The sequence below is a fragment of the Microbispora sp. H10830 genome, from assembly GCF_014161375.1.
GTDB classification, from domain to species: Bacteria; Actinomycetota; Actinomycetes; order Streptosporangiales; family Streptosporangiaceae; genus Microbispora; species Microbispora catharanthi.
The window spans coordinates 42,934-65,033 of sequence record NZ_JABBWX010000028.1 but is presented as its reverse complement, the minus strand read 5'-3'; the positions used below and the strand labels follow the sequence as shown (position 1 = coordinate 65,033).

16 protein-coding genes are annotated in these 22,100 nt (G+C 71.1%); 9 read left to right on the top strand and 7 right to left on the bottom strand.

Features of this window, described 5'->3' with window-relative positions; genetic code table 11:
• The first annotated feature begins 211 nt into the window (after positions 1-211).
• Positions 212-1,402 (top strand): sensor histidine kinase, encoded by a 1,191-nt coding sequence (locus HHX35_RS40425; protein WP_182903883.1) that lies wholly within the window; start codon positions 212-214, stop codon positions 1,400-1,402.
• Positions 1,399-2,055 (top strand): response regulator transcription factor, encoded by a 657-nt coding sequence (locus HHX35_RS40420; RefSeq protein ID WP_182903882.1) that lies wholly within the window; start codon positions 1,399-1,401, stop codon positions 2,053-2,055. The genes HHX35_RS40425 and HHX35_RS40420 overlap by 4 nt, the downstream gene beginning before the upstream one ends.
• Positions 2,056-2,062: 7 nt before the next feature.
• Here HHX35_RS40420 and HHX35_RS40415 read toward each other — a convergent pair whose 3' ends face one another.
• The gene (locus HHX35_RS40415) at positions 2,063-3,190 is read right to left on the bottom strand and encodes a Gfo/Idh/MocA family protein (RefSeq protein WP_220506460.1); all 1,128 of its coding nucleotides are present in this window, start codon (positions 3,188-3,190) and stop codon (positions 2,063-2,065) included.
• Positions 3,187-4,224, bottom strand: a complete 1,038-nt coding sequence (locus HHX35_RS40410) for an aldo/keto reductase (RefSeq protein ID WP_182903881.1) — start codon at positions 4,222-4,224, stop codon at positions 3,187-3,189. Before HHX35_RS40410 ends, HHX35_RS40415 begins: the two co-directional genes overlap by 4 nt.
• A 105-nt stretch (positions 4,225-4,329) precedes the next feature.
• On the opposite strand from HHX35_RS40410, the gene HHX35_RS40405 reads away from it, so the two are divergent.
• The 3 genes from HHX35_RS40405 to HHX35_RS44295 all read left to right on the top strand — a co-directional run bounded on the left by HHX35_RS40405 (position 4,330) and on the right by HHX35_RS44295 (position 10,260).
• Positions 4,330-4,785, top strand: a complete 456-nt coding sequence (locus HHX35_RS40405; RefSeq protein ID WP_182903880.1) for a MarR family winged helix-turn-helix transcriptional regulator — start codon at positions 4,330-4,332, stop codon at positions 4,783-4,785.
• A 217-nt stretch (positions 4,786-5,002) separates the two neighbouring features.
• Positions 5,003-6,766 (top strand): discoidin domain-containing protein, encoded by a 1,764-nt coding sequence (locus HHX35_RS44985; protein ID WP_182903879.1) that lies wholly within the window; start codon positions 5,003-5,005, stop codon positions 6,764-6,766.
• A gap of 17 nt (positions 6,767-6,783) precedes the next feature.
• Positions 6,784-10,260 (top strand): discoidin domain-containing protein, encoded by a 3,477-nt coding sequence (locus HHX35_RS44295; RefSeq protein WP_182903878.1) that lies wholly within the window; start codon positions 6,784-6,786, stop codon positions 10,258-10,260.
• An 8-nt stretch (positions 10,261-10,268) separates the two neighbouring features.
• On the opposite strand, the gene HHX35_RS40390 is transcribed toward HHX35_RS44295, so the two are convergent.
• Together HHX35_RS40390 and HHX35_RS40385 are read right to left on the bottom strand one after the other, a co-directional pair.
• Complete coding sequence (locus HHX35_RS40390; protein ID WP_182903877.1) at positions 10,269-11,171, bottom strand: MBL fold metallo-hydrolase; 903 nt, start codon at positions 11,169-11,171, stop codon at positions 10,269-10,271.
• A gap of 281 nt (positions 11,172-11,452) precedes the next feature.
• Positions 11,453-12,454: a zinc-dependent alcohol dehydrogenase family protein gene (locus tag HHX35_RS40385; protein WP_182903876.1), complete on the bottom strand. Its 1,002-nt coding sequence runs from the start codon at positions 12,452-12,454 to the stop codon at positions 11,453-11,455.
• 90 nt (positions 12,455-12,544) lie between these two features.
• Here HHX35_RS40385 and HHX35_RS40380 point away from each other — a divergent pair, with 90 nt between their 5' ends.
• Positions 12,545-12,862 (top strand): helix-turn-helix transcriptional regulator, encoded by a 318-nt coding sequence (locus tag HHX35_RS40380; protein WP_182903875.1) that lies wholly within the window; start codon positions 12,545-12,547, stop codon positions 12,860-12,862.
• On the opposite strand, the gene HHX35_RS40375 is transcribed toward HHX35_RS40380, so the two are convergent.
• On the bottom strand, positions 12,841-13,731 hold the full coding sequence (locus tag HHX35_RS40375) for a MurR/RpiR family transcriptional regulator (RefSeq protein ID WP_182903874.1): 891 nt from the start codon (positions 13,729-13,731) through the stop codon (positions 12,841-12,843). The genes HHX35_RS40380 and HHX35_RS40375 overlap by 22 nt on opposite strands.
• A 146-nt stretch (positions 13,732-13,877) precedes the next feature.
• Positions 13,878-15,338 carry a M14 family zinc carboxypeptidase gene (locus HHX35_RS40370; RefSeq protein ID WP_182903873.1) on the bottom strand — a complete coding sequence of 487 codons (1,461 nt, stop codon included), beginning with the start codon at positions 15,336-15,338 and terminating at the stop codon, positions 13,878-13,880.
• A gap of 880 nt (positions 15,339-16,218) precedes the next feature.
• On the opposite strand from HHX35_RS40370, the gene HHX35_RS40365 reads away from it, so the two are divergent.
• The 3 genes from HHX35_RS40365 to HHX35_RS40355 are packed head-to-tail and all read left to right on the top strand — an operon-like array spanning position 16,219 to position 19,831.
• The gene (locus tag HHX35_RS40365) at positions 16,219-16,824 is read left to right on the top strand and encodes a DUF4956 domain-containing protein (protein WP_310739641.1); all 606 of its coding nucleotides are present in this window, start codon (positions 16,219-16,221) and stop codon (positions 16,822-16,824) included.
• Positions 16,821-17,651, top strand: a complete 831-nt coding sequence (locus HHX35_RS40360) for a polyphosphate polymerase domain-containing protein (protein WP_182903871.1) — start codon at positions 16,821-16,823, stop codon at positions 17,649-17,651. Before HHX35_RS40365 ends, HHX35_RS40360 begins: the two co-directional genes overlap by 4 nt.
• Positions 17,642-19,831 (top strand): CotH kinase family protein, encoded by a 2,190-nt coding sequence (locus tag HHX35_RS40355; RefSeq protein ID WP_220506459.1) that lies wholly within the window; start codon positions 17,642-17,644, stop codon positions 19,829-19,831. Before HHX35_RS40360 ends, HHX35_RS40355 begins: the two co-directional genes overlap by 10 nt.
• A gap of 222 nt (positions 19,832-20,053) precedes the next feature.
• Here HHX35_RS40355 and HHX35_RS40350 read toward each other — a convergent pair whose 3' ends face one another.
• The gene (locus HHX35_RS40350) at positions 20,054-22,093 is read right to left on the bottom strand and encodes a PQQ-binding-like beta-propeller repeat protein (protein WP_182903870.1); all 2,040 of its coding nucleotides are present in this window, start codon (positions 22,091-22,093) and stop codon (positions 20,054-20,056) included.
• Between the last annotated feature and the right edge of the window lie 7 nt (positions 22,094-22,100).

Genomic DNA, 22,100 nt, shown 5'->3' with positions numbered 1-22,100 from the left:
CCGATCTGATTCACCCGGGGTGCCCCGTGACGCGAGTCGCGGGGCACCCGCTTTCCTTTTCCGGCCGGTCCGCGTCAGGTCTTCGCGGATCCGGAATACTCCCGGCGGAGTAGCCATACCGCGGACGGAGCAGGCCCGAGGTGCCTGTGGCCGGACGACGCGCCCCGGACGCGCCCCGGCCTAGCGTTGCGTCGTCAGTCACCGCTCCCCCATGAAGACCGCTGAAAGGCCCCGCATGGCCGCACCGCACGCGTTGTCCGCAACCGCCCCCGCCGGCCCGTCCGCCCGCCCATCCCTCCGCCACGCCGGCTGGATCACCGACGCCACGTTCGCCGTTCTCACCGTGGTCCTCTTCGTCGCCGTCGCCCTCGCCGCCGGCGTGCACCAGCCGTGGGACGGCGTCATCCCCCTCGCGCTGTTCCTCGGCGCGCTCCTGCTCGTCCGGCGCCGGTGGCCGATGACCGTGCTGCTGGTGTCGGTCGCCGCCGTCTTCGCCTACCACCTGGGGCACCCCTCTCCCGCCGGGTGGATCTGGCCCGTGGCGGCGGCGTACTTCACCGCCGCCGGCACCTCGCGCGTGCGCTGGGTGGTCGTCGCCGGCGTCGCCCAGCTCGTCTACTCCGCCGTCGACGCCCGGTGGATCATCGACATCAACCTCTTTCGCTACTTCGTCCACACCCTCGGTGAGGGGCTGCTGCTCGCGGCCCTCGTCGCCGCCGGCCTCGCCTACGTCGCGTCGCAGCGCCGGGGCGACCTGTTGCGCGAGGCCGAATATCGCGCCCGCGCCGCGGAGGAACGCCTGAGCGTCGCGCGTGAGGTGCACGACATCGTCGCCCACACGCTGGCCGTCGTCGGCGTCCACCTCAACGTCGCCGCCGACACCCTGCGCGAGGAGCCCGCCGAGGCCGCCGCCGCGCTGCGCCTGGCCCAGGACGTCAGGAACCGGGCGATGAAGGACCTCAACTCGCTCATCGCCGTCCTGCGGGATGGCCCCGCCGGCACCGCGCCCCAGCCCGACGTCTCAGCCCTCGGCGCGCTCGTCGCCGACGCCCGCGCGGCCGGGCTCGACGTCACCCTCCGCGAACACGGGGACCTTTCGGCGATCCCCGCCCCCGCATCCGTCGCGGTCCACCGCATCGTGCAGGAGGCGCTCGCCAACACGCTCAGGCACTCGGGGGCGACCATGGCCGAGGTGGCGGTGGGCCGCCACGCGCGTTCGGTCACCGTCGAGATCGCCGACAACGGCAAGGGCGACTCCTCGGGCGGCGCCGTCGCCGAGGGCAACGGCCTCACCGGGATGCGCGAGCGGGTGCGCGCCCTCGGCGGGACGCTCACCGCGGGCCCGGCGCTCCAGGGCTTCGCCGTGAAGGCCGAGATCCCTGTGGCAGGCTCGGCGGAGTGACGATCAGAGTGCTCCTCGCCGACGACCAGGCGCTCGTACGGGCGGGCTTCCGCAGCCTGCTGGCCCGCTCGCGGGACGTCGCCGTCGTCGGGGAGGCCGCCGACGGCGCCGAGGCCGTACGGCTGGCCGCGAGCACCCGCCCCGACGTCGTCCTCATGGACATCCGCATGCCGGGGACTGACGGCATCACGGCCACCCGGAGCATCGTCACCGACCAGGACTGCCGGGTCGTCATCCTCACGACCTTCGACACCGACGAGCACGTCTTCGCCGCGCTGCGCGCCGGAGCCAGCGGCTTCCTCACCAAGGACGTCGAACCGGCCGAACTGCGCCGCGCGGTGGCCGCTGTGGCCGCCGGGGACGCGCTCCTGTCCCCCGGCGTCACCCGCCGCGTCATCGAGCGGTTCGCCCGGCGGCAGGACCTCGCGCCCGACGCCGGGGAGCGGCTGGCCGCCCTCACCACCCGCGAGCTGGAAGTGGTGCGGCTCATCGCGCTCGGCCTGTCCAACGGCGAGATCGCCGAGCGCCTGGTCATCAGCCCGCTGACCGCCAAGACCCACGTCGCCAGGGCCATCGCCAAGCTGGACGTCCGCGACCGGGTCCAGCTCGTGATCCTGGCCTACGAGAGCGGCCTGGTGCGACCCGGCCGTTGACGTCCGCTCAGGCCGTCGACACGGCGGATTCGATGCTGCGGTGCCGGGCGGCGCCGTGCGCGAAATCGGGTACGCCCGGCGTGCCGCCCTCGCGCAGGTCGTTCAGGAACCGCTGGTAGGCGTGAGCGACCGCGTAGGCCGGCGCGTCAGCGTGGGCGTCCAGTCGCGGGACGCGGACGTACGATTCCGGCACCGTCAGGGGAGCGAGTCCGGTGGATGTCCCGCGGCCGCCTTCGATGGTGATCGGGCTGAGCTGGAGATGGCCGATCGGAGCGGTGAGGACGAGGTCGCCCTCGGTGCCGTTGATCTCCCAGCGGAAGTTGGTGCCCCGGGAGACGCCTCCGCGGTAGTGGAAGGTGGCCACGGCGCCGCCCGGCAGCCGTCCCGAGGCCACCACTTGGTCCGCGGCGGTCATGGGCACGGGCCGTCCGCTCCCGGTGTCCACGGCCGACGTACGCCGCGACGCCAGGTGGATCCGCAGATCCTCGGGCTCTCCCAGGACGGACGCGAGTCCGTCGAGGGTGTGGGCGAAGGGGATGGTCAGCAGCGTCATGCCGTTGGCGGCGTCGAGCACATGATGATCGCCGGGGCCGACGGCGGCGCCCCACGCGCCGCCGGAGCCGACGACCGTCGTGGACAGCACCTCCCCCACGTAGCCGTCGGCCACGAGATCCCGCACGTAGGCGAGGGCCGGGTGCGACCGCGCCTGGAGTCCGACGACGGTCGGCACCGCGCGGCTGCGCGCTTGCCGCGCCATGTCCGCGGCCTCCGCGAGCCCGTTGCCCAGTGGCCACTCGCACAGCACGCTCTTGCCTGCGCTCAGCGCCGTCCGCACGAGTTCCCGGTGGTGCGGCACCTTCACCGCCACGACCACGAGGTCCACCTCGTCGCAGGCGGCCAGTTCGGCCGCCGTCCCGAAGGTGCGCGACACTCCGTGCCTGTGTCCGGAGCGCTCCGCCGACTGTTTCGAACTCGTGCTCAGGGCCCTCAGCTCGTAACCCGGGACGGCGCGCAGGGCCGGCAGGTGAGAGCGCCCGGCCCAGCCTCCGTTCGCCCCGAGTCCGACGATCCCTACTCCGATCGGCTTGCCGGACCGGGCCAGCTCGGCGAGCGGTGACGCGGATGTGTTCATCATTCGCGGCCTGTTCCTTCTGTAGACGACACAGGGGTGCGTTCGCTGTCCAGCAGGGCCATGAGGGGTGCGGCGTAGCGGGTTCCGGCCACCGCGCCGGCCGGGACGGCCTCGTCGATCGCGCGGAGGTCCGTGTCGGTCAGGGCGACGTCGGCCGCGGCCAGGGCCTCTTCGACGCGGTGCGGCCGGCGGGTGCCCAGGACGGCCACGATGGTGCCGCGCTCGCGGCTCTGGGCGATGACCCAGGCGGTGGCGAGTTGCGCGACGGTGATGCCGCGCGCGTCGGCCAGCGGCCGCAGCCGGTCGACGAGGGTGAGGTTCGCGGCGAGATTGCCGGGGTGGAAGCGGGGCAGCCAGTGGGCGCGCGGGTCGCCTCCGGCCGGTCGCCGGTAGGTGCCGGTGAGCAGGCCGTGCGCGAGAACCCCGTAGGCGGTGACGCCGATCCCCAGCTCGCGGCAGGTGTCCAGGATGCCGTTGGTCTCGGGACCACGGCTGAACAGGGAGTACTCGATCTGTACATCGCAGATCGGGTGCACGGCGTGGGCACGGCGGATGGTCTCCGGTCCCACCTCGGAGAGCCCGACGTGGCGCACGTACCCGGCCTGGACCAGCTCGGAGATCGCGCCGATCGTGTCCTCGATCGGGGTGTCGGGGGCGAGGCGGGCGGGGCGATAGATGTCCACGTGGTCGCCGCCGAGGCGGCGCAGCGAGTAGGCGAGCGCGTTCTTGACGTGGGCGGGGCGGCCCTCGATGCCGACGAAGGCTCCGTCGGGGCCGCGCAGAGCGCCGAACTTGACGCTGAGGAGCACCTTGTCGCGATCGCCGGCGCGCAGGGCGCGGCGGATGAGGTCCTCGTTGTGGCCCATGCCGTAGAAGTCGGCGGTGTCGAGGAGGGTGACGCCGGCGTCGAGGGCCGTGTGGATCGTGGCGATGGCGTCGGCCTCGTCGGCGGGGGCGGTGTGGTCGGACATTCCGGCGCAGCCCAGCGCGAGAGGGGCGACCTGAGGGCCGCCGGTGCCAAGAGGTCGGGTGTGCATGGCGCCTCCTGTGGGGCGAGAAGCATGGACGCCGCCGACAGGACCGCTGCGAACGCAGCCGTCTGTTAGCGTTGATATTTCAACACTAGGAAGAGGTATGTTGATATGTCAACACAGGATGGAGAGACCGCCGCTTCGAGCGAGCCCGTGAGCGGCGCCGCGTCGGACCCCGTCGACTTCTGGGCCGCCTTCAAACGCGCCCACGAGGTCGTCCGAGCCCGTGTGATCGCGGACACCGCCGAGGCGGCGGGCCTGTCCGAGCCGGACCTGGCGATCCTCGTCAACCTCGACAAGGCGGGAGGCGCCCTGCGCCAGAGCGAGCTCGCCGTGTCGCTCGGCTGGGATCGCACCCGCGTCTCCCACCAGCTCACCCGCATGAGCACCCGCGGACTCGTCACCCGCGAGCGCACCGGCGGCGTCATCGTCACCCTCACCGACACCGGCCGCGCCGCCATCGCCGCCGCACACCCCGGCCTGAACGCCGCTGTACGCCGCCACTTCACCGACAAGCTCTCCGCACAGGAGATCGAAACGCTGGCCTCCGTGTTCAGCCGGCTTTGACGTGCTCCCCGGCCCGAAGACCGGAGCACTGCGGACGATTCCCGGCAGCGGCCGGACGTGCCGGTCCCCCGGTGACTCCCGATCGTCGTCGGCAGTGGACGCCGCGGGTCAAGATTTTTCCTTGCACACTAAATTCAAGTATTGACCTAAGTATCGAACGCGATCATTCTCTGGGTCAGGGTTCGCCCCGTTCACCCCCCGAAGAGGAATCGCCATCATGAGACAGCGTTCGAGGATCCATCCCACGCGCCGCGCCCTGACGGCCGTGCTCAGCGCACTGGTCCTGGTCGTGACCTGCGTCGTCACAGCGGCGGCCGTGTCCGCGCCGGCCACGGCCGCGCCCGCGCTGCTGTCGCAGGGCAGGACCGCGACGGCCTCGTCCACCGAGAACGCCGGGACTCCCGCTTCGGCGGCGGTGGACGGCGACACCGGCACCCGATGGTCCAGCGCGTTCGGCGACCCCCAGTGGCTCCAGGTCGACCTCGGAACCACGGCCACGTTGAGCCAGGTCACCCTCAACTGGGAGGTCGCCTACGCCACCGCGTTCAAGATCCAGGTGTCGGCCGACGCCACCACCTGGACCGACGTCTACTCCACCACCACCGCGACCGGCGGCGTCCAGAACCTCGCCGTCAGCGGCACCGGCCGCTACGTCCGCGTGTACGGCACCGCCCGCGCCACCGCGTACGGCTACTCCCTGTGGGAGTTCCAGATCTACGGCACGGCGTCCGGCACCGCCTGCGGCACGGCCGACGCCGCCCAGGGCAGGCCCGCGACCGCCTCGTCCACCGAGAACGCCGGCACTCCCGCTTCGGCGGCCGTGGACGGCGACAGCGCGACCCGCTGGTCCAGCGCGTTCGGCGACCCGCAGTGGCTCCAGGTCGACCTCGGCTCGGCCAAGACGATCTGCAGGGTCGTCCTGACCTGGGAGGCCGCCTACGCCACGGCCTTCAAGATCCAGGCGTCCGACAACGCCTCCACCTGGACCGACCTCTACTCCACCACCACCGGCACCGGCGGCACCCAGACCCTCGACGTCACCGGCACCGGCCGCTACGTCCGCGTGTACGGCACCGCCCGCGCCACCGCATACGGCTACTCGCTGTGGAGCTTCACCGTGAACACCACGGACGGCTCGACGGACCCGACATCCCCGCCGCCCGACGCCTTCTGGGGCGACACCTCGGCCATCCCGGCGGCCAAGAACGTCGTCATGGTCAAGATCCTCAACCGGACCAACGGGCAGTATCCCGACTCGCAGGTCTACTGGAGCTACAACGGCCAGGTCCACTCGATCGCCGAGCAGCCCTACTTCGACATGCCGGCCAACACGGCGGGCCGGATGTACTTCTACCTCGGCTCCCCCAACAGCCAGTACTACGACTTCATCGAGTTCACCGTCGGTCCTTCGGTCTTCAACGGCAACACGACCCGGGTGGACGCGTTCGGCCTGAAGCTCGCGATGCGCCTGCACGCCCGCGACGGCTACGACGTGGCGGTCGGCGAGGACTACGCCACCTTCGCCGAACCCCGAGCTGCGACGTTCCAGCGGTTCGTCGACGAGGTGCCGGCCGAGTTCAAGCCGCTGGCCCAGGTGCAGGCGCCGTACCGCATCCCGGCCCCGGGCAGCGCGCCGGTCTTCCAGCCGGGCGGAACGTACGCGAACTACTTCACCGGCTACGCCGCCCAGCAGGGTGTGACGGCGACGACCTCGCAGGTCACCGGGTGCGCCGGGCCGCTCGCCGAGGCCCCGAAGATGTGCGCGGCGCTGAACCGGCACGTCGCCGGGCTGTCCGACGCCCAGCAATCGGACGCGTCGAACTACTACAAGGCCGCGCCGGCGAACTACTACGCGAAGTTCTGGCACGACCACGCGATCGGCAAGCTCGCCTACGGCTTCCCCTACGACGACTACGCGGGCCAGTCCTCGTTCATCTCGCACGGCGACCCGCAGTGGCTGCTGGTCGCGGTCGGCTGGTAGCGCGGACAGGAGACGCCATGAAGCACACCCTTCCCCCGTTCCGGCGCGGGCTCGCTCTCGTCCTGGCGGTGGCGCTGACGCTGCTCGCGAGCATCGTCGCCGGGCCCGCGCACGCCGCGCCCGTCCTGCTGTCGCAGGGCAGGACCGCGACGGCCTCGTCCACCGAGAACGCCGGGACTCCCGCTTCGGCGGCGGTGGACGGCGACACCGGCACCCGATGGTCCAGCGCGTTCGGCGACCCCCAGTGGCTCCAGGTCGACCTCGGAACCACGGCCACGTTGAGCCAGGTCACCCTCAACTGGGAGGCCGCCTACGCCACCGCGTTCAAGATCCAGGTGTCGGCCGACGCCACCACCTGGACCGACCTCTACTCCACCACCACCGGCACCGGCGGCACGCAGACCCTCGACGTCACCGGCACCGGCCGCTACGTCCGGGTCTACGGCACCGCCCGCGCCACCGGCTACGGCTACTCCCTGTGGGAGTTCCAGGTCTACGGCACCACCGGCACGTCCTCGGGCTGCGCCGGCCCCGACGCCGCGCTGAACCGGCCCGCGACCGCCTCGTCCACCGAGAACGCCGGGACGCCCGCGTCCGCGGCGGTGGACGGCGACCCCGGCACCCGCTGGTCGAGCGCCGCCGCCGACCCGCAGTGGCTCCAGGTCGATCTCGGCTCGGCCAAGACGATCTGCAAGGTCGTCCTGACCTGGGAGGCCGCCTACGCCACGGCCTTCAAGATCCAGGTCTCCGACAACGCCTCCACCTGGACCGACCTCTACTCCACCACCACCGGCACCGGCGGCACCCAGACCCTCGACGTCACCGGCACCGGCCGCTACGTCCGCGTGTACGGCACCGCCCGCGCCACCGGCTACGGCTACTCGCTGTGGGAGTTCGCCGTCCACACCAGCGGCGGCGGCACCACCGACCCGCCGAGCGGCTCACCCATCTCCGCGTACAAGCAGGTGACGGCCTCGTCCTGGGAGGGTGGCAACGCTCCGGCGGCGGCGCTCGACCGGCGGACGACGACTCGCTGGTCGAGCCAGTACTCCGACGACCAATGGCTGCGGGTGGACCTCGGCGGGGCCGGGCACATCTCCGGCGTCTCACTCAACTGGGAGTCCGCGTACGCCACCGGCTACCGGATCGAGGTGTCCGCGAACGGCACGTCATGGACGCCGATCTACACCACGACCACCGGCAGGGGCGGCGTCGAGAACCTGAACGTCACCGGCGACGGCCGCTACGTCCGTTTCGTCGGCACGGCGCGGGCGACGGGCTACGGCTACTCGCTCTGGGAGTTCCAGGTCTTCGGCACCGTGGACACGGCGGCCACGACCGCTCCCCTGCTGTCCGCGCCCACCAAGGCCCCGGCGACCGCCGGCCAGTTCGCGCTGTCCGCCCCCGCCGACAAGGCCATGATCACCGACACCCGGCGGCCCGCGTTCTCCTGGGCGGCCGTCTCCGGCGCGGTGCGCTACGAGGTCTGGCTGAACGTCAGCCGCACCGACTACGACTTCACCGCCTCGGGCAACCTGATCGACCTCTACACCAAGGTCGCCGAACCGAACGGCACGAGCTACACGCCCACCTGGGACATCCCCGACCGGTGGACGTACAAGTGGTATGTCGTCGCGGTGAGCGGCTCGGGCGCCAGGACGACGTCGAACATCCGCGCCTTCAGCCTCTACCTGCCCGACATCGAGCAGGTCGCCGACGGCGTCCCGATCGTCAACGGCGCCCGCGACCTCGACAGGAACGGCACGATCGAGCCGTACGAGAACTGGCGGCTGCCCGTCGAAACCCGAGTCAACGACCTTCTCGGCAGGATGACCCCCGAGGAGAAGGCGTATCAGATGTTCTACAACGCCCAGACCTACCCGCTCTCTGGCTGGCACTTCGGCCCGGCGTTGCCGAACGACCTGCACGCCGTGCTGCTGGGCGCGTCCGGAACCCGGCTCGGTATCCCGCCCGTCTCGGCGGGCGACACCATCGCCGGATACCAGACCACCTATCCGCTGCAGAGCACGCTCGCGGCGGGCAAGGACTACGCGCTCGACTACAGGCTCGGCGACATGCAGCGCCGCGAGGAGCTGGAGGTCGGGGCGCGCGGCGTGCTCGGCCCGCTCGCCGAGGTCGGCACCAAGGTCCTCTACCCGCGCATCCAGGAGGGCAACGGCGAGAACGCCGACGTCGCGGCCGCCCAGGTCCGCGCGCTGGTGGCCGGACTCCAGGGCGGCCCCGAGCTCAACCCCGCGTCCGTGCTGGCGACCGTCAAGCACTGGCCGGGCGAGGGCGCGGGCGGCGAGGCGGGGATCACCTACGACGCGGTGACGATCAAATACCACATGATCCCGTTCAGGGCCGCGATCGAGGCCGGCGCCGTCAACATCATGCCCGGCTACGCCGGGAGCTCCTACCTCGACCCGGGCGGATCGGGCGCGGGCGACAGCAAGCCGATCCTCGACTACCTGCGGACCAACCTCGGCTACACCGGTCTCATCACCACCGACTGGCTGCCGTCCTCGGTCTGGGTCAAGGCCGCGAACGCCGGCTCCGACGTGATGGGCGGAGCCGACCCCGGAGCCACCGGGTTCACCATGGCGACCTTCCTCGGAGGAGTCCCGATCGCGCGGATCGACGACGCGGTGACCCGGATCCTGCGCCTGAAGTTCACGCTCGGCGTGTTCGAGCGCCCGTACGGCGACCCGGTGAACGGTCCCTACCGCTTCCACCAGCCGTCGTACGTCGCGCTCGCCGACCAGGCCGCCCGGGAGTCCATCACGCTGCTCAAGAACAACGGCGTGCTGCCGCTGAAGCTCAAGGCGGGCGACAACGTCGTGGTCGCCGGTCCCCGGGCCACCGACGGATCGGCCTGCTGCATCTGGACGAGCTTCTTCCACCAGGAGTACGGCTCGCAGACCCTCCTCGACGCGGTCAAGGCGCGGGCGGCCACCGCGGGCGTCAACGTCTACCAGGACACCGGGCCTTCACCCAAGCTCGCGATCGTGGCGGTCGGCGAACCGACCTACACGCACGCCACCGCCTGGGTGAAGGAGCAACCCCAGGTGCCCGCCGACCAGCTGGCCGTCATCCAGAACTTCAGGAACCAGGGCATCCCGGTGGTCGTCGTGCTGACCCTCCCCCGGCCCATCGTCATCAGCGAGTGGAACGGCCTGGCCGACGCCATCGTGGTGACGTACCGGGGCGGTGAGGAGATCGGCCCGGCCACGGCGGGCCTCCTGTTCGGCGACTACACGCCGCGCGGCCGCCTGCCGTGGCAGCTCCCGCGCAGCCTCGACCAGATCCTCAAGCCGGGCGGGGGCGACGTGCTCGCCGACGCCGTCGAGGACTGGAACCTCCCCTACGACCTGGGCGCGACCGCCGCCCAGCGGTCGGAGATCCGGGCCCGCATCGACGCGGGCCAGACCGTCCCCACCACCTACGGCAACCCCCTCTACCCGTACGGAGCCGGCCTGCAGGGCTGGTCGTGACGCCCGCTTCAGACTGACGTGGGCAGCGGCCCGCCGTGCCAGGTCATGGCGTCGCCCAAGGCGGCGAGGAGATCCACCTCGCCGCCTTCGGCCTCGGCGTAGGCACGGTGCAGGTTGAGCACCAGCCGCTCGGCGTCCGCCCATCCGGCGAACTCGCCCAGGTCGGCCGCCTGCGCCGCGGCCAGCGGGGTGAGCCCGTTCTCACGTCCCGCCCGGGCGGCGTCGAGGACGAAGCGGTAGTACCGCTCGTGCGCGGCCAGGATCTCCGGCAGCTCGGAGGCGGTGGCGAGCGGCCCGTGTCCCGGCACGACGTGCTCGGGTTCGAAGGCCGCCAGCCAGTCCAGCGACCGCAACGCCCCCTCGAGCGACCCCATCAGCACCAGCGGCGTGAGCCCGTTGAACAGCAGGTCCCCGGCGAACAGCACCCGTTCGCCGGGAAGCCACGCCACCACGTCCCCGGGGGTGTGGGCGGCGTGGCCGGGATGCCGCAACTCGACGCGGCGCGCCCCGAGATGGACGGTCAGCTCGGAGGTGAACACCACCGACGGCGGGCGGCGCTTCACGTGTCCCCAGTCGGGCACCGGCGTCCACACCGGCGGGCAGCCGTCGATGATCGGATCGGCCAGCAACGCCTCTCTCATCGCCGCGTGCCCGAAGACGACCGTGTCACCCGGGAGCAGGCTGTTGCCGTAGCAGTGGTCCCCGTGCTGGTGGGTGTTCACCGCCATCCGGACGGGGGCGCCGCCGGTCGCCTCGGCCACCGCGCCGAGAAACCGCCGGGTGCGCGCCTCGGTCGCGCAGGTGTCGACGATCAGGACGCCGTCGTCGCCTGCCACGGCTCCGGCGTTGTTCACCCACCAGGTGCCGTCCGGCTGCACCCAGGCGAAGATCCCCGGCCCCACCTCGTGCAACCCTGCCTTCTGCGACCCTGCCTCTTGCGACCCTGCCCCGTCGGCCCGCTCCACCACGCGCTCACGATTCCTCTCCCCGGCGTCCTACCCAGGGGACCCTATCGACGGCCTCCGTGCCACCGTGAGCCGGCCGCGGCCGGCCGCTCCAGGCCGGCCCGCGTCAGCTCCGGCCGTACAGAGCCGCCAGGTCGATCAGGTGCACATCATCGATGTGACCGATTCCCATCGTGTCGTTCCATGTGGCTTCGCCGATGGCCAGAAGCGGCGGTTTGCCGCCGTGCTCACTGATGCACGGTGAGCACGATCTTGCCGATCTGGGCGCCGGACTCCATGTGCCGGTGGGCCTCCACGACCTCCTCCAGCGGGAACAGGCGGTCCACCACCGGGCGGAAGGCGCCCGTACGCAGGCCCGAGGTAACGAAGGCGACGCCGCGGCGCAGCCGCTCCGGGTCCCTGGTGATCTCCAGCACCGTGTACGTACGCATGTTCAGCGCGGGCATGCCCAGGTCGAACCCCGGATAGGGCGTCGGCTGCCCGCTCTGCGCACCCCACAGCAACAACGTCCCGCCGGGCGCGACCACCCTGGCCAGTTCCGCGACGCCCGGCCCGGCGACGGCGTCGAAGACGTACTCGGCACCCCTGCCGCCGGTCAGCTCGAGCACTCGCCCGGCGACGTCCTCCTCGTCGGAGACGACGACCTCGGCCGCGCCCTCCTCGATCAGCCGCCGCCGCTTGGCACGGGTGCGGGTGACGGCGATCGGCGTGGCCCCGATGCGGTCGGCCATGTGGATCGCGGCCAGGCCGACGCTGCTGGACGCCGCGTTGATCACCGCCACGTCGCCCGCCCGCATCCCGGCCACCTCCGTCATCGCGCCGTAGGCCGTGAGGTAGGGCATCCACACCGCCGCTCCGGTGACCTCGTCCATCCCGTCGGGGCGGGACAGGAGCGCGGACGCCGGCACGATCGCCTGCTCGGCGTAGACGCCATAGTCGTTCTGCGAGAAGAAACCGGGCAGGACGCTGACCGCCTGCCCCTCCGCGAACCCGGCCACCTCCGGGCCGACCGCCTCCACCACACCGGCGGCCTCGGTGCCGAGCGTGGCGGGCAGGTGCTTCACCGGCTCGATGTACCGGTCGCGCCGGAACAGGATCTCGGCCCTGTTGACGCCGATCGCCTCGACCCGGATCCGCACCTCACCGGGCCCCGGCTCGGCCGGCTCCAGGTCGTCCAGCCGCAGCACCTCGGGCCCGCCGATCTCGTGGAACCGCACCGTCTTCGCCATGTCGTCGTCCTCCGCTCGTCGGTTCGCGATCCACTGTGCGACGAAAGTACGACCGATGTCAAACTTCGACCGAAGTCGTACTATGGGGTCATGGGACGTACGCCGCCGCATCCAGAGGTGTCGCAGTTCGACCTCCAGCAGGTGCTGGAGGCCCTCGTCGATCCGGTACGCCGGAGCATCGTCGCGCAGCTCGACGCCTCCGACGCCGACATCCCCTGTGGGGGCTTCGACATTCCGGTCAGCAAGTCCACCGCCACCCACCACTTCAACGTGCTGCGCGAGGCGGGCCTGATCCGGCAGCACTACGTCGGGACGTCGCGGATGAACTCCCTGCGCCGCGCCGAGATGGACGAGGTGTTCCCCGGTCTGCTCGACGCCCTCACCCGTCAGCCGGTGAGGAAGACCTGACGCTCCGCGGCCCTATCGTCGAACGCCTCCAGCCGGGCCTGTCCCTCGGCGGCGAGGGTGTCCAGCATGGTGTGCAGCAGCGCGGTGCACAGGACCGTCGGGGCGGCGTGGGAGTCGAACGCGAAGCCCGAGCTCACCGGGGCGAGCAGGACCTCGTCCGCGAGGTCGGTGAGCCGGCCCACCGGCTGGTCGGTGACGAGGGCGACCTTGAGCCGGACCCGCCGCGCCCAGACGAGGCCCTGCTCCAGCTCACGCGGATAGCGCGGCAGGCCGATGGCGAGCACCCACGCGGCACCCGACTCCGCCGCTCTGCTCAGCCGGTCTTCCAGGATCGAGCCCGGCACGTCCAGCACGCGTACGTCCGGGAGCACCTTCTCGGCGAGGTAGCCGAACAGATGCGCCAGCGGCGCGGAGATCCGCAGGCCCATGACCAGAAGCGGGCTCGACCTGGCCAGTTGACCCGCCACCCGCCGCAGCTGGCCGGGATCGGCCAGGCCGTCGCGCAGCCTTTCGAGGTCGCGGATCTCGGAGTCGACCAGTTCCTGGATCTCGTTGTAGCGGTCATCCGTCGCGACCGGCGGCCGATCGCCGAAGACGGACGTGCGCAGCGCCTCCCGGAACTCCGGGAACCCGCGGAACCCGAGCGCGGCGGCGAAGCGGGTGACCGACGGCTGGCTGACGCCGGCGCGCGCGGCGAGGTCCGCGCTGGTGAAGAAGACGGCCTCCTGCGCGTTGTCCAGCAGGTAGCGCGCGATCCGGCGTTGTGACGGCGAGAGGCGGTGGCCGTCGAAGAGCGTCCGCAGGTTCGCGACGATCCGGGCCGCGTCCAGCACGGCGAGCGACCGGCCAGGCTCTGGGACGTGCCTCATCCTGGAACACTTCCCTTCTTCGTGGAGTGACGGACCCGGCCCCGTGGCCGGTCGCCTCACTCGTGAATCGCGAAGCGCCTGCCGGATGCAACGCCGCCGGGCGGCCCCCGTGGGGACCGCCCGGCTACGCCGCGTCGTGATGTCGGTCAGTTCTTCGGGCCGTTGCCGTCGAACCTCGTCTTGCACTCCTGCAGCCGCACGTCGACCTGCTCTCCCCGGTCGACGGTCACGTGCACCGTCTCGAGAACCTCGCCGGTCGGGCGGGCGCAGGTGAGCGTCCAGCTTTCCTTGATGAAGTTGCCCGGCCCGGTGGCGACGACGCCGGTCTCGGTGTAGGCCGGGGCCGGCCGTACGGACGGATTGACGTGCCAGGCGAACTTGCCGTTGGCCGGGGTGACCAGCGTCGACTCCAGATGGGTGGGGACCCTCTGGGGCGGATCGACCACGTTGTTCGCCTGCCGGATCGGCGCGGTCCACAGGTCGAAGTCCTTTGTGATCTTCAGGACCGCGCCCTTCGGCGCCTTGCCGGCGATGACCGAGTGCCCCGCCGGGTCGGCCGCGTACTCCAGGGCCACCATGAACGCCTCGCGGTTCGACTTGCCCTCGTAGCGACCCGTCCCGGTGTAGTCCTCGATCACCTCGGAGTAGGTGTTGTTGGTCGACTGGGTTTTCATGATCTCGAAGGTGAACCCGAGGCCGCGTGTCGCGTAGTACGACCAGTCCGGGGTCTCGCCGGTCGTCTCGTAGTCGAAGCCCGACTTCATGCCCGTGTAGCCGTTCTCGGCCGTGATCGCGTCGGTCAGGGCGGCGTAGACGGCCTCGTCCGGGGTGTCGCCCGCGCGCTTCTCCAGCGGCGGGCGGAGGACGGTGTGACCGGAGGTGTGATTCGTGATCAGGACGGTGACCTGGTTGTTCTTGGTCAGGTCCATGACGTTCTGCACTTCGGGCTCGGAGCCGGGCCCCGGGCCCCGGGTCGTCGCGTTCGAACCGGCGTTGCTGCCCCAGCCGAAGGGGTAGTTGCGGTTGATGTCGACCCCGGCGCTGCTCGCGCACGCCGGGGACAGGCCGCAGCTCGTACGCCGGTTGATGACGAATCCGTCGACGTTGACGACCGGGACGAATATGACCCGCGCCTTGTCGAGCAGGCGCGTGACCCGGGGGTCCTTGCCGTCGTTGTCGATCAGGTCGTAGGCGAACTCCATCGTGTGCTCGCCGGAGGGCCATTCGTTGCCGTGGTGGACGCCCATCATCAGCAGGACCGGCTTGCCGTCGGCGGCGCCGACGTCGTGGGTGACCTCGATGCCGTACACCTCCCGGCCCTGGCGGGTCTTGTGCGGCAGCGTGATGTGCTTGACGAGGCCGGGGTGCCGGGCGCTCAGCGCCACCATCTCGTCGTTGTAGTCCGTGATCGTCCGGTAGGTGGTGCGTCCGCTTGGCAGGCTCGGCGCCTGCTGCTGGACGATCGCCTGGGGGTCCGCAGTGGCGGCGGCACCGGCGCCGGCGGCCGGAATGCCGAAACCTCCCAGAAAACCGACGCCCAGCGCCAGCGTGAGAACGCGTTTCCCGAGGACAGAGGCAGTGGAGGGGGACGTGCCTCCTGAAGACATGCTGAAACCTTTCTCAGCCGCGGGCGAGCGGGAAACGAAAACGCATCCTTTTCTCCGGGCCGTCTTTCGGCAGTACGCGACACCCCCGAACAGCCGCTGACTGCAAAGTTTCAGTAAGTCTGCGGGGTGAATGTGAGCCTGTCAACCACTGATCGGCGGCCTTTTCCGCACATACGGAAAATGCGTCGGTGATTTTCCGCACCCGCACATGACGCCCAAGGTGCGGGGAAACCGAGTTTTCGTTTCGCGGCGCGCGCGTCCTTCGAGCAGCCGTCATCCGCGGCTCGGGCCGGCGTGCCGGGCGGTCGACGAACTCGACGCCACACGCCTATAGGTCTCGGGGAGAAAGTCCTCCGCGGGGAGAAAGGTCTTCGCGGGGCGCGGGCCGGGATCCCACGCGCACGGCGAGATCGGCCGTCTCGCTTTCCCGATGCCGGAGGCGTTCGACAACGCGGGGCCCGTCTCGCCGTTCACAGGCGCGCGCAGGGCCGGGTTCGCGGCAACGCCACCACGACCGGGTGGGCGGCGGGGAGCGGCGATCACCGTTGGACGGCCCCGACGCCGGCCATCCGGTAATCAAAGGCACCCGATTTTCCGAGCCGGGAGGGTGAAAGTTTCACTGAGATGCGTGCCCCTCCGGATCGCCCTTCACTCTCGACGAACCGACGGCCTACACGCCTTTGTCAAGGTCGACCAGGGAGCTTCTCCCGCTTCCGACACGATCGCGTGTCAGATGTTCATTGACTCGACACTTGCGATTCACCTATTGTTCCGCACGGGCTCCCGAAACTTTCTTTTCTTATTCGAAAGTTTCGATCGGCCTTGTGTGAGGAAGCGGGCGTGCCCTGCCCACCCCGGCGGCGACTCAGGAGGAACGAACGTGTCGGCACAGCTCGTCCTGTTCGCGATCGACATCTGCGCGGTGGTGTTGCTCGTCTTCGGGCTCTACTTCCCACGACACCGCCGGCGCGACCTGGTCGTCTCCTACCTCGGGGTCAACATCGGCGTCCTCGCGGTGGCGAGCGTGCTGAGCGCGGGCAACGTCGGCGCCGGGCTCGGGCTGGGAATGGCGCTGTTCGGCGTGCTGTCCATCATCCGCCTGCGCTCGACGGAACTCGACCAGCACGAGGTCGCCTACTATTTCTCGGCCCTCGCGCTGGGCATCCTCGGCGCGGTGAGCACCACCTCGGCCTGGCTCAGCGGCGGCATGATGGCGCTCATCCTCGCGGTGATGTTCCTCGGCGACCACCGGCGGCTGTTCCGGCACTACCGGCACCAGATCCTGGTGCTCGATTCGGCCTTCACGGACCATGTCGCGCTCGTCGCGCATCTGGAACAACTCCTCGACGCCCGGGTGCACGCCGTCACCGTCCAGCGGCTCGACCTGGTCAACGAGACCACCGTGGTCGACGTCCGGTACGCGCTGACCGACCGGGCGCTGACCGCCGAACCCGAGGCGCCCGCACACGCCGGAGCGCGCCGATGACCACGACGCCCATCGGGACCGCCCTGGCGCGACTGGCCCCCGTCGGACTCGACGAGCTGGTCGACCGGGCCGCGTTGCAGACCAGGGTGGACCGCAAGTACCTGGTCCCGGCGGAGGCCCTGCCCCGTCTGCTGGAACGGCTCATGCCGTACGCCCAGGTGCTGGACATCGACGGGGGACGCACCTTCCGCTACCAGTCGGTGTATTTCGACACCCCTCAGTTGGCCAGCTACCACTGCGCGGCCTATCGCAGGCGCCGGCGTTTCAAGGTGCGCACCCGCACCTATCTCGACTCCGCCCAATGCTGGCTGGAGGTCAAGATCAGCGGCGCGCGGGGCAGCGTCACCAAACACCGGCTGCCCTACGACCCGCGGGACCGCGGCACGGTGGACCCCGGGCGCGACTTCGTCGACGAGGCACTCGCCAGCGAGTCGATCGGTCCCGCCGCCAGGAGCTCCCTCGACCCGGTCCTGGTGACCGAATACCACCGCGCCACCCTGCTGCTGCCGGACACCGCGAGCCGGGTCACCCTCGACACCGGACTCGCCTGGCGGCACGGAGACTCCGCGCTGCGGCTGCCCGGCCTCGCCGTGGTCGAGACCAAGAGCGCCTCGGCCGCCACGCCGGTCGACCGCGTGCTGTGGCGGGCCGGGATGAGACCCGCCCGCATCTCCAAGTACGCCACCGGTCTGGCCGCGCTCCGCCCCGACCTGCCCGACACGCCGTGGCGGCGGACGCTGCGCCGGCACTTCCGCGGCACCGCGTCGCCGATGGACCCGGCGCCGGACCTTTCCCACCGCCCCGAACAGGAGGCATCGTGCGTCTGACGCTCCGCAGCACCGGCGTCACGGCGGCCCGCCGCGTCACGAGGACCGCGGTCACCGCCGTGCTCCTCACCGGGCTCCTCGCCGGGCCCCTCAACGCGTACCTGTCGTCGGCGGGCGCCGGATCGGCTTCCGTCACCGGGTCGGCCGGCCGCGCCGCGAGCACCGCCGCCACGACGTCCGCGACCGCCGATGCCGCGGCGGCGGCCGCCGCGGCGGACGACCTGACCGGCGACATCGCCTTCTCCACGCCGAGCGGCACCTTCCAGGGACAGGTGTCGGTGTCGCTGAGCACCGCCGTCAGCGGCGCACAGATCCGCTACACCACCGACGGAACGCCGCCCACCGCGCAGTCGGCGCTCTACGGTGGCCAGCCGCTGCAGTTCACCCGCACCACCCAGCTGCGCGCACAGGCCTTCGTCGGCGGCACGGCGTCCGGGAAGCCCGGAACGGCCATGTACGTCGCCCAAGCCACCACCACGGCCCACGACCTGCCGCTGGTCCTGATCGACTCGTACGGCAAGGGCAAGCCCGGCCGCGATTACCTCGACGCCGCCACCATGATCTTCGATCCTGGCAGCGGTGCGACGACGTCGCCGGCCGCGGCTCCGGCGGTCGCCACCCGCGCCGGAGTCCACCTGCGGGGGCAGTCGTCGGCCTCGTTCGAGAAGGCGCCGTATCGCCTCGAGTTCTGGGACAACGACAACGACGACGCCGACTACCCGGTGCTGGGGATGCCCGCCGACTCCGACTGGGTGCTGCGCGGGCCGTTTCCGGACAAGTCGCTGATCCGCGAGGCCTTGGTCTACGACCTCGGCAAGGAGATGGGACTGAAGGTTCCCCGGTATCGGTTCGTGGAGCTCTACCTCAACACCGACGCCGGTCCGGTGGGCGCCGACGACTACATGGGCGTCTACATGCTCGCCGAGACGATCAAGAACTCGAAGAACCGCCTCGACCTCAAGAAGCTGGACGAGGACGACACGACCCTGCCGAAGCTCACGGGCGGATACATCTGGAAGTTCGAGTGGATGGCCGCGGAGGAGCCGACGCTGCCGTGCAGCGGGTCGTCGGCCACCTGCTGGACCTACCTCGAAGTGGTCGACCCCTCGCCGCTGCAGCCGCAGCAGAAGGACTGGCTGCGGGGCTACATCCAGGAATTCCACAACGTGCTGCACTCGCAGAACTTCGCCGACCCGAACACCGGCTATCGGGCGTACATCGACGTGGGTTCGTTCATCGATCAGCTGATCATCTACGAGCTGAGCCGGAACATGGACGCCAACTACCGCAGCGCCTACTTCTACAAGGACCGGGACACGAAGATCTTCGCCGGCCCGCTGTGGGACTACGACCTCACTTTCGGCGTGGGCGGGTTCTTCCAGAACGACCAGACCGCGGGCTGGCAGTATCAGCAGACCCGGCAGCCGCTCGCCAACGACTGGTTCGCCCAGCTCATGCGGGACCCGGCCTTCGTCGACCAGGTCAAGGCGCGCTGGCAGGCGCTGCGCCGCGGCGTGCTGTCCGACTCCGCGCTGCAGAGCAGGATCGACGCTCTCGCCCAGCCGCTGACCAACGCCGCGCAGCGGAACTTCCAGCGCTGGCCTAACCTCACGACGCGCACCATCGGCTTCTTCAACACTCCGACCGCGTCCACCTGGCAGGGTCAGGTGCAATACCTGCGCGACTGGGCGCTGCGCCGCGCGGCCTGGCTGGACTCGACGGCGGGGTGGGGCGGTGCGGTCACCTCGCCCAGCCCCAGCCCCTCGCCCAGCCCCAGCCCCAGCCCGAGCCCCAGCCCCTCGCCGAGCCCGTCGCCCAGCGCCAGCCCGAGTCCCAGCCCCTCGCCGAGCCCGTCGCCCAGCGCGAGCCCGAGCCCATCACCATCCGGCGCGTGCTCGGCGACGTTCCGGGTGGTCAACTCCTGGCCCGACGGCTTCCAGGGTGAGGTCACGGTGCGCGCGGGCAACGCGGCGATCAACGGCTGGACCGTGAACTGGACCTGGCCCGGTTCGCAGACCGTCACCCAGCTGTGGGGAGGCGTGCGCTCGGGCTCCGGCTCGAACGTCACGGTGCGCAACGAGTCGTGGAACGGCTCGCTCACGGCCAACGCGACCACGACCTTCGGCTTCGTCGGCGGAGGATCCTCGGCCACCCCGGCGGTCACCTGCACCAGCCCGTGAGTGAAGCGAATCGACGAGGTCCCGTCCGTCGGACGGGACCTCGTGCCCTGTCGCACTCAGGAGGCATCAAGCGCCCCCTGGCCGCGTGAGGCACCACGGGCGGTGTCACCTCGTTGGCGGCCACCGCGCGGTGGACCTCGGCATGCGGGTGCGCCACCGGAGCGATGTCGGCGGCCGTCAGCAGCCCCCGCTCCGCGAGCCGCGCAGCGCTCCCCGGCCCGGTCAGCCCTCCTTGGTGTCGACGTAGACGACCGCGTGCTTCACGGCGACCGAGGTCCACGGCACGATGACGACGGCGCCGTTCCGCTCGAAGACCCGTGCGTCGTCCCCCTCGGTGCCGTACTTCTGCGGGAGCTGAGCCACCTCGGCCGCCTTGCCGGTGGCCGCGTCCAGGCGGACGAGCCGGGGAGGCAGGTCGCGCCAGTCGCCGACCTCCAGGGCGAGCAGGCCGTGGTCGTCGGCGCGGACGAGATTCAGCATCGTGGGCTGCGTGCCGGACGACTCCCACACCTTCTTGCCGGTCTTGAGGTCGAAGGCGAGCGCCTTGTCGCTCGATCGCGCCTTGTTCGGCACGTTCTCCGGGAAGGTCGTGAGGTAGAGACGGTCGCCGTGCACGGCGTAGCGGCGCTGCTCGAACATCCCGTCCACGAACGCCACCTTGTTCATGGCGAGCATGTCCACCTTGCCGGTCGTGAACTCGCTGAGCTTGCCGCCTCGATCGTCGAGAACGAGGAAGGTGCTCTTGTCGCCCTCCTCCTGCCGGACGACCAGCGGGTCGGCCGACAGCACCAGGCTCATCAGGCTGAGATCGCCCATCTTGTAGCGCCATACGGCCTTGCCGCTCTTCGGGTCGAGCACCTGCACGAAGTTGCCCGAGCCCTCGAAGCTGCAGTCGAGGAGCAGGGCCACCCGAGTGGCCGCCGTGTTCATGTCCTTGATGTGGCAGCCCTGGGGAAACTGGGCCGTCCACTGCTTCCCCCCATCGGACAGGCGGTAGCCGGACAGGACATCGTGCGCGTACACCACGGCGACATCGCCCGCGTCCATGATCCGGGGCACCGTGAGCGAGTTGGCCAGCCGGGACTTCTCCGCCGGGATCTTGATCTTCCAGGTGATCTTCCCTGTCGCGGCGTCGATCCCGGCCAGGTGGTCGCACAGCTGGTCGCTGCCGTACGCCACGGCGCCCTTGCCGTTGGCCAGGTCGGCGGTGGCGCCGCAGAGCTGGTCGCCGGGCGAGGGGGTGCCCCAGGCGCGCTTGCCCGAGGTCAGGTCGTAGGCGAGCACCCCGTCGCGCTGCACCCGGATCACCGTCTTGTCGGTCAGCCAGCCCGCGAACGAGAGCCCCTGGGTGAAGTCCATGCTGTCGGCACTCGCGAGCGGGACGGACCATTCCCCCGCGCCCCCACCGGAATCGGTGCCGGAACCGCCGCCCGCGACGAACCAGGCGGTTCCCGCGCCCACCGCCAGCAGCGCCACCAGCCCGAGCGCGACGAACAGCGCCGTCTTGCCCTTGCCGCCGGGCGCCTGCGGCTGCGGCTGCGGCTGCGGTGGAAGCCCCTGGGCGGGCTGCCCCGGAGCGCCATAGCCCTGGCCCTGGCCGGGGTAGCCCCCCTGCTGACCGGGGTAGCCCGGTTGGCCCGTGTACCCCTGCTGGCCCGGATGCCAGGGCGTCTGACCCTGCCCGGGCGGAGCGGCCTGGCCCGGCTGCGGCTGCGGCTGCGGCTGCCCCCAGGGCTGCGGGTATCCCTGACCCGGCTGACCCTGACCCGGCTGGCCCTGACCCGGCTGGCCCTGACCCGGCTGCCCATACGGCGCCGGTGCGCCGGGGGCACCCGGACCCCAGGGCGCGGCTTGGCCGGGCGGGCCGTACGCCGGGGGGGCCGGGGCCTGCGGAGCCGGCCCGGCCTGCTCACCCCACTGCCCCTGACCACCCGGCTGCCCGTACCCCGGCTGCCCGTATCCCGGCTGGGCGGGCGCGGCCTGGCCATAGGCCGACTGACCGTACCCCGGCTGAGCGGGCGCGGCCTGGCCATAGGCCGGCTGACCGTACCCCGGCTGACCGGATGCGGCCTGGCCGGGTGCGGGCTGATGGCCCCAGTTTCCGGCGTCACCCGGTTGTCCCTGGCCGAGGTAGGGCTGTTCCTGTCCGCCGTAGGGCGATCGGCCCGGGCCGTAGGGGTACGGCGAGGGCGGCGTAGGCGGAGTGGGCGGCGTAGGCGGGGTGGGCCCGCCGTACGGGTCCCTGTTGTGCTGATCCGTCATGCCTCTC

Coding starts and splice junctions, on each gene's coding strand:
- HHX35_RS40425 (WP_182903883.1), top strand. CDS start 212: ATGAAGACCGCTGAAAGGCCCCGCATGGCCGCACCGCACGCGTTGTCC.
- HHX35_RS40415 (WP_220506460.1), bottom strand. CDS start 3,190: ATGATGAACACATCCGCGTCACCGCTCGCCGAGCTGGCCCGGTCCGGC.
- HHX35_RS40410 (WP_182903881.1), bottom strand. CDS start 4,224: ATGCACACCCGACCTCTTGGCACCGGCGGCCCTCAGGTCGCCCCTCTC.
- HHX35_RS40405 (WP_182903880.1), top strand. CDS start 4,330: ATGTCAACACAGGATGGAGAGACCGCCGCTTCGAGCGAGCCCGTGAGC.
- HHX35_RS44985 (WP_182903879.1), top strand. CDS start 5,003: ATGAGACAGCGTTCGAGGATCCATCCCACGCGCCGCGCCCTGACGGCC.
- HHX35_RS44295 (WP_182903878.1), top strand. CDS start 6,784: ATGAAGCACACCCTTCCCCCGTTCCGGCGCGGGCTCGCTCTCGTCCTG.
- HHX35_RS40385 (WP_182903876.1), bottom strand. CDS start 12,454: ATGGCGAAGACGGTGCGGTTCCACGAGATCGGCGGGCCCGAGGTGCTG.
- HHX35_RS40380 (WP_182903875.1), top strand. CDS start 12,545: ATGGGACGTACGCCGCCGCATCCAGAGGTGTCGCAGTTCGACCTCCAG.
- HHX35_RS40375 (WP_182903874.1), bottom strand. CDS start 13,731: ATGAGGCACGTCCCAGAGCCTGGCCGGTCGCTCGCCGTGCTGGACGCG.
- HHX35_RS40370 (WP_182903873.1), bottom strand. CDS start 15,338: ATGTCTTCAGGAGGCACGTCCCCCTCCACTGCCTCTGTCCTCGGGAAA.
- HHX35_RS40360 (WP_182903871.1), top strand. CDS start 16,821: ATGACCACGACGCCCATCGGGACCGCCCTGGCGCGACTGGCCCCCGTC.
- HHX35_RS40350 (WP_182903870.1), bottom strand. CDS start 22,093: ATGACGGATCAGCACAACAGGGACCCGTACGGCGGGCCCACCCCGCCT.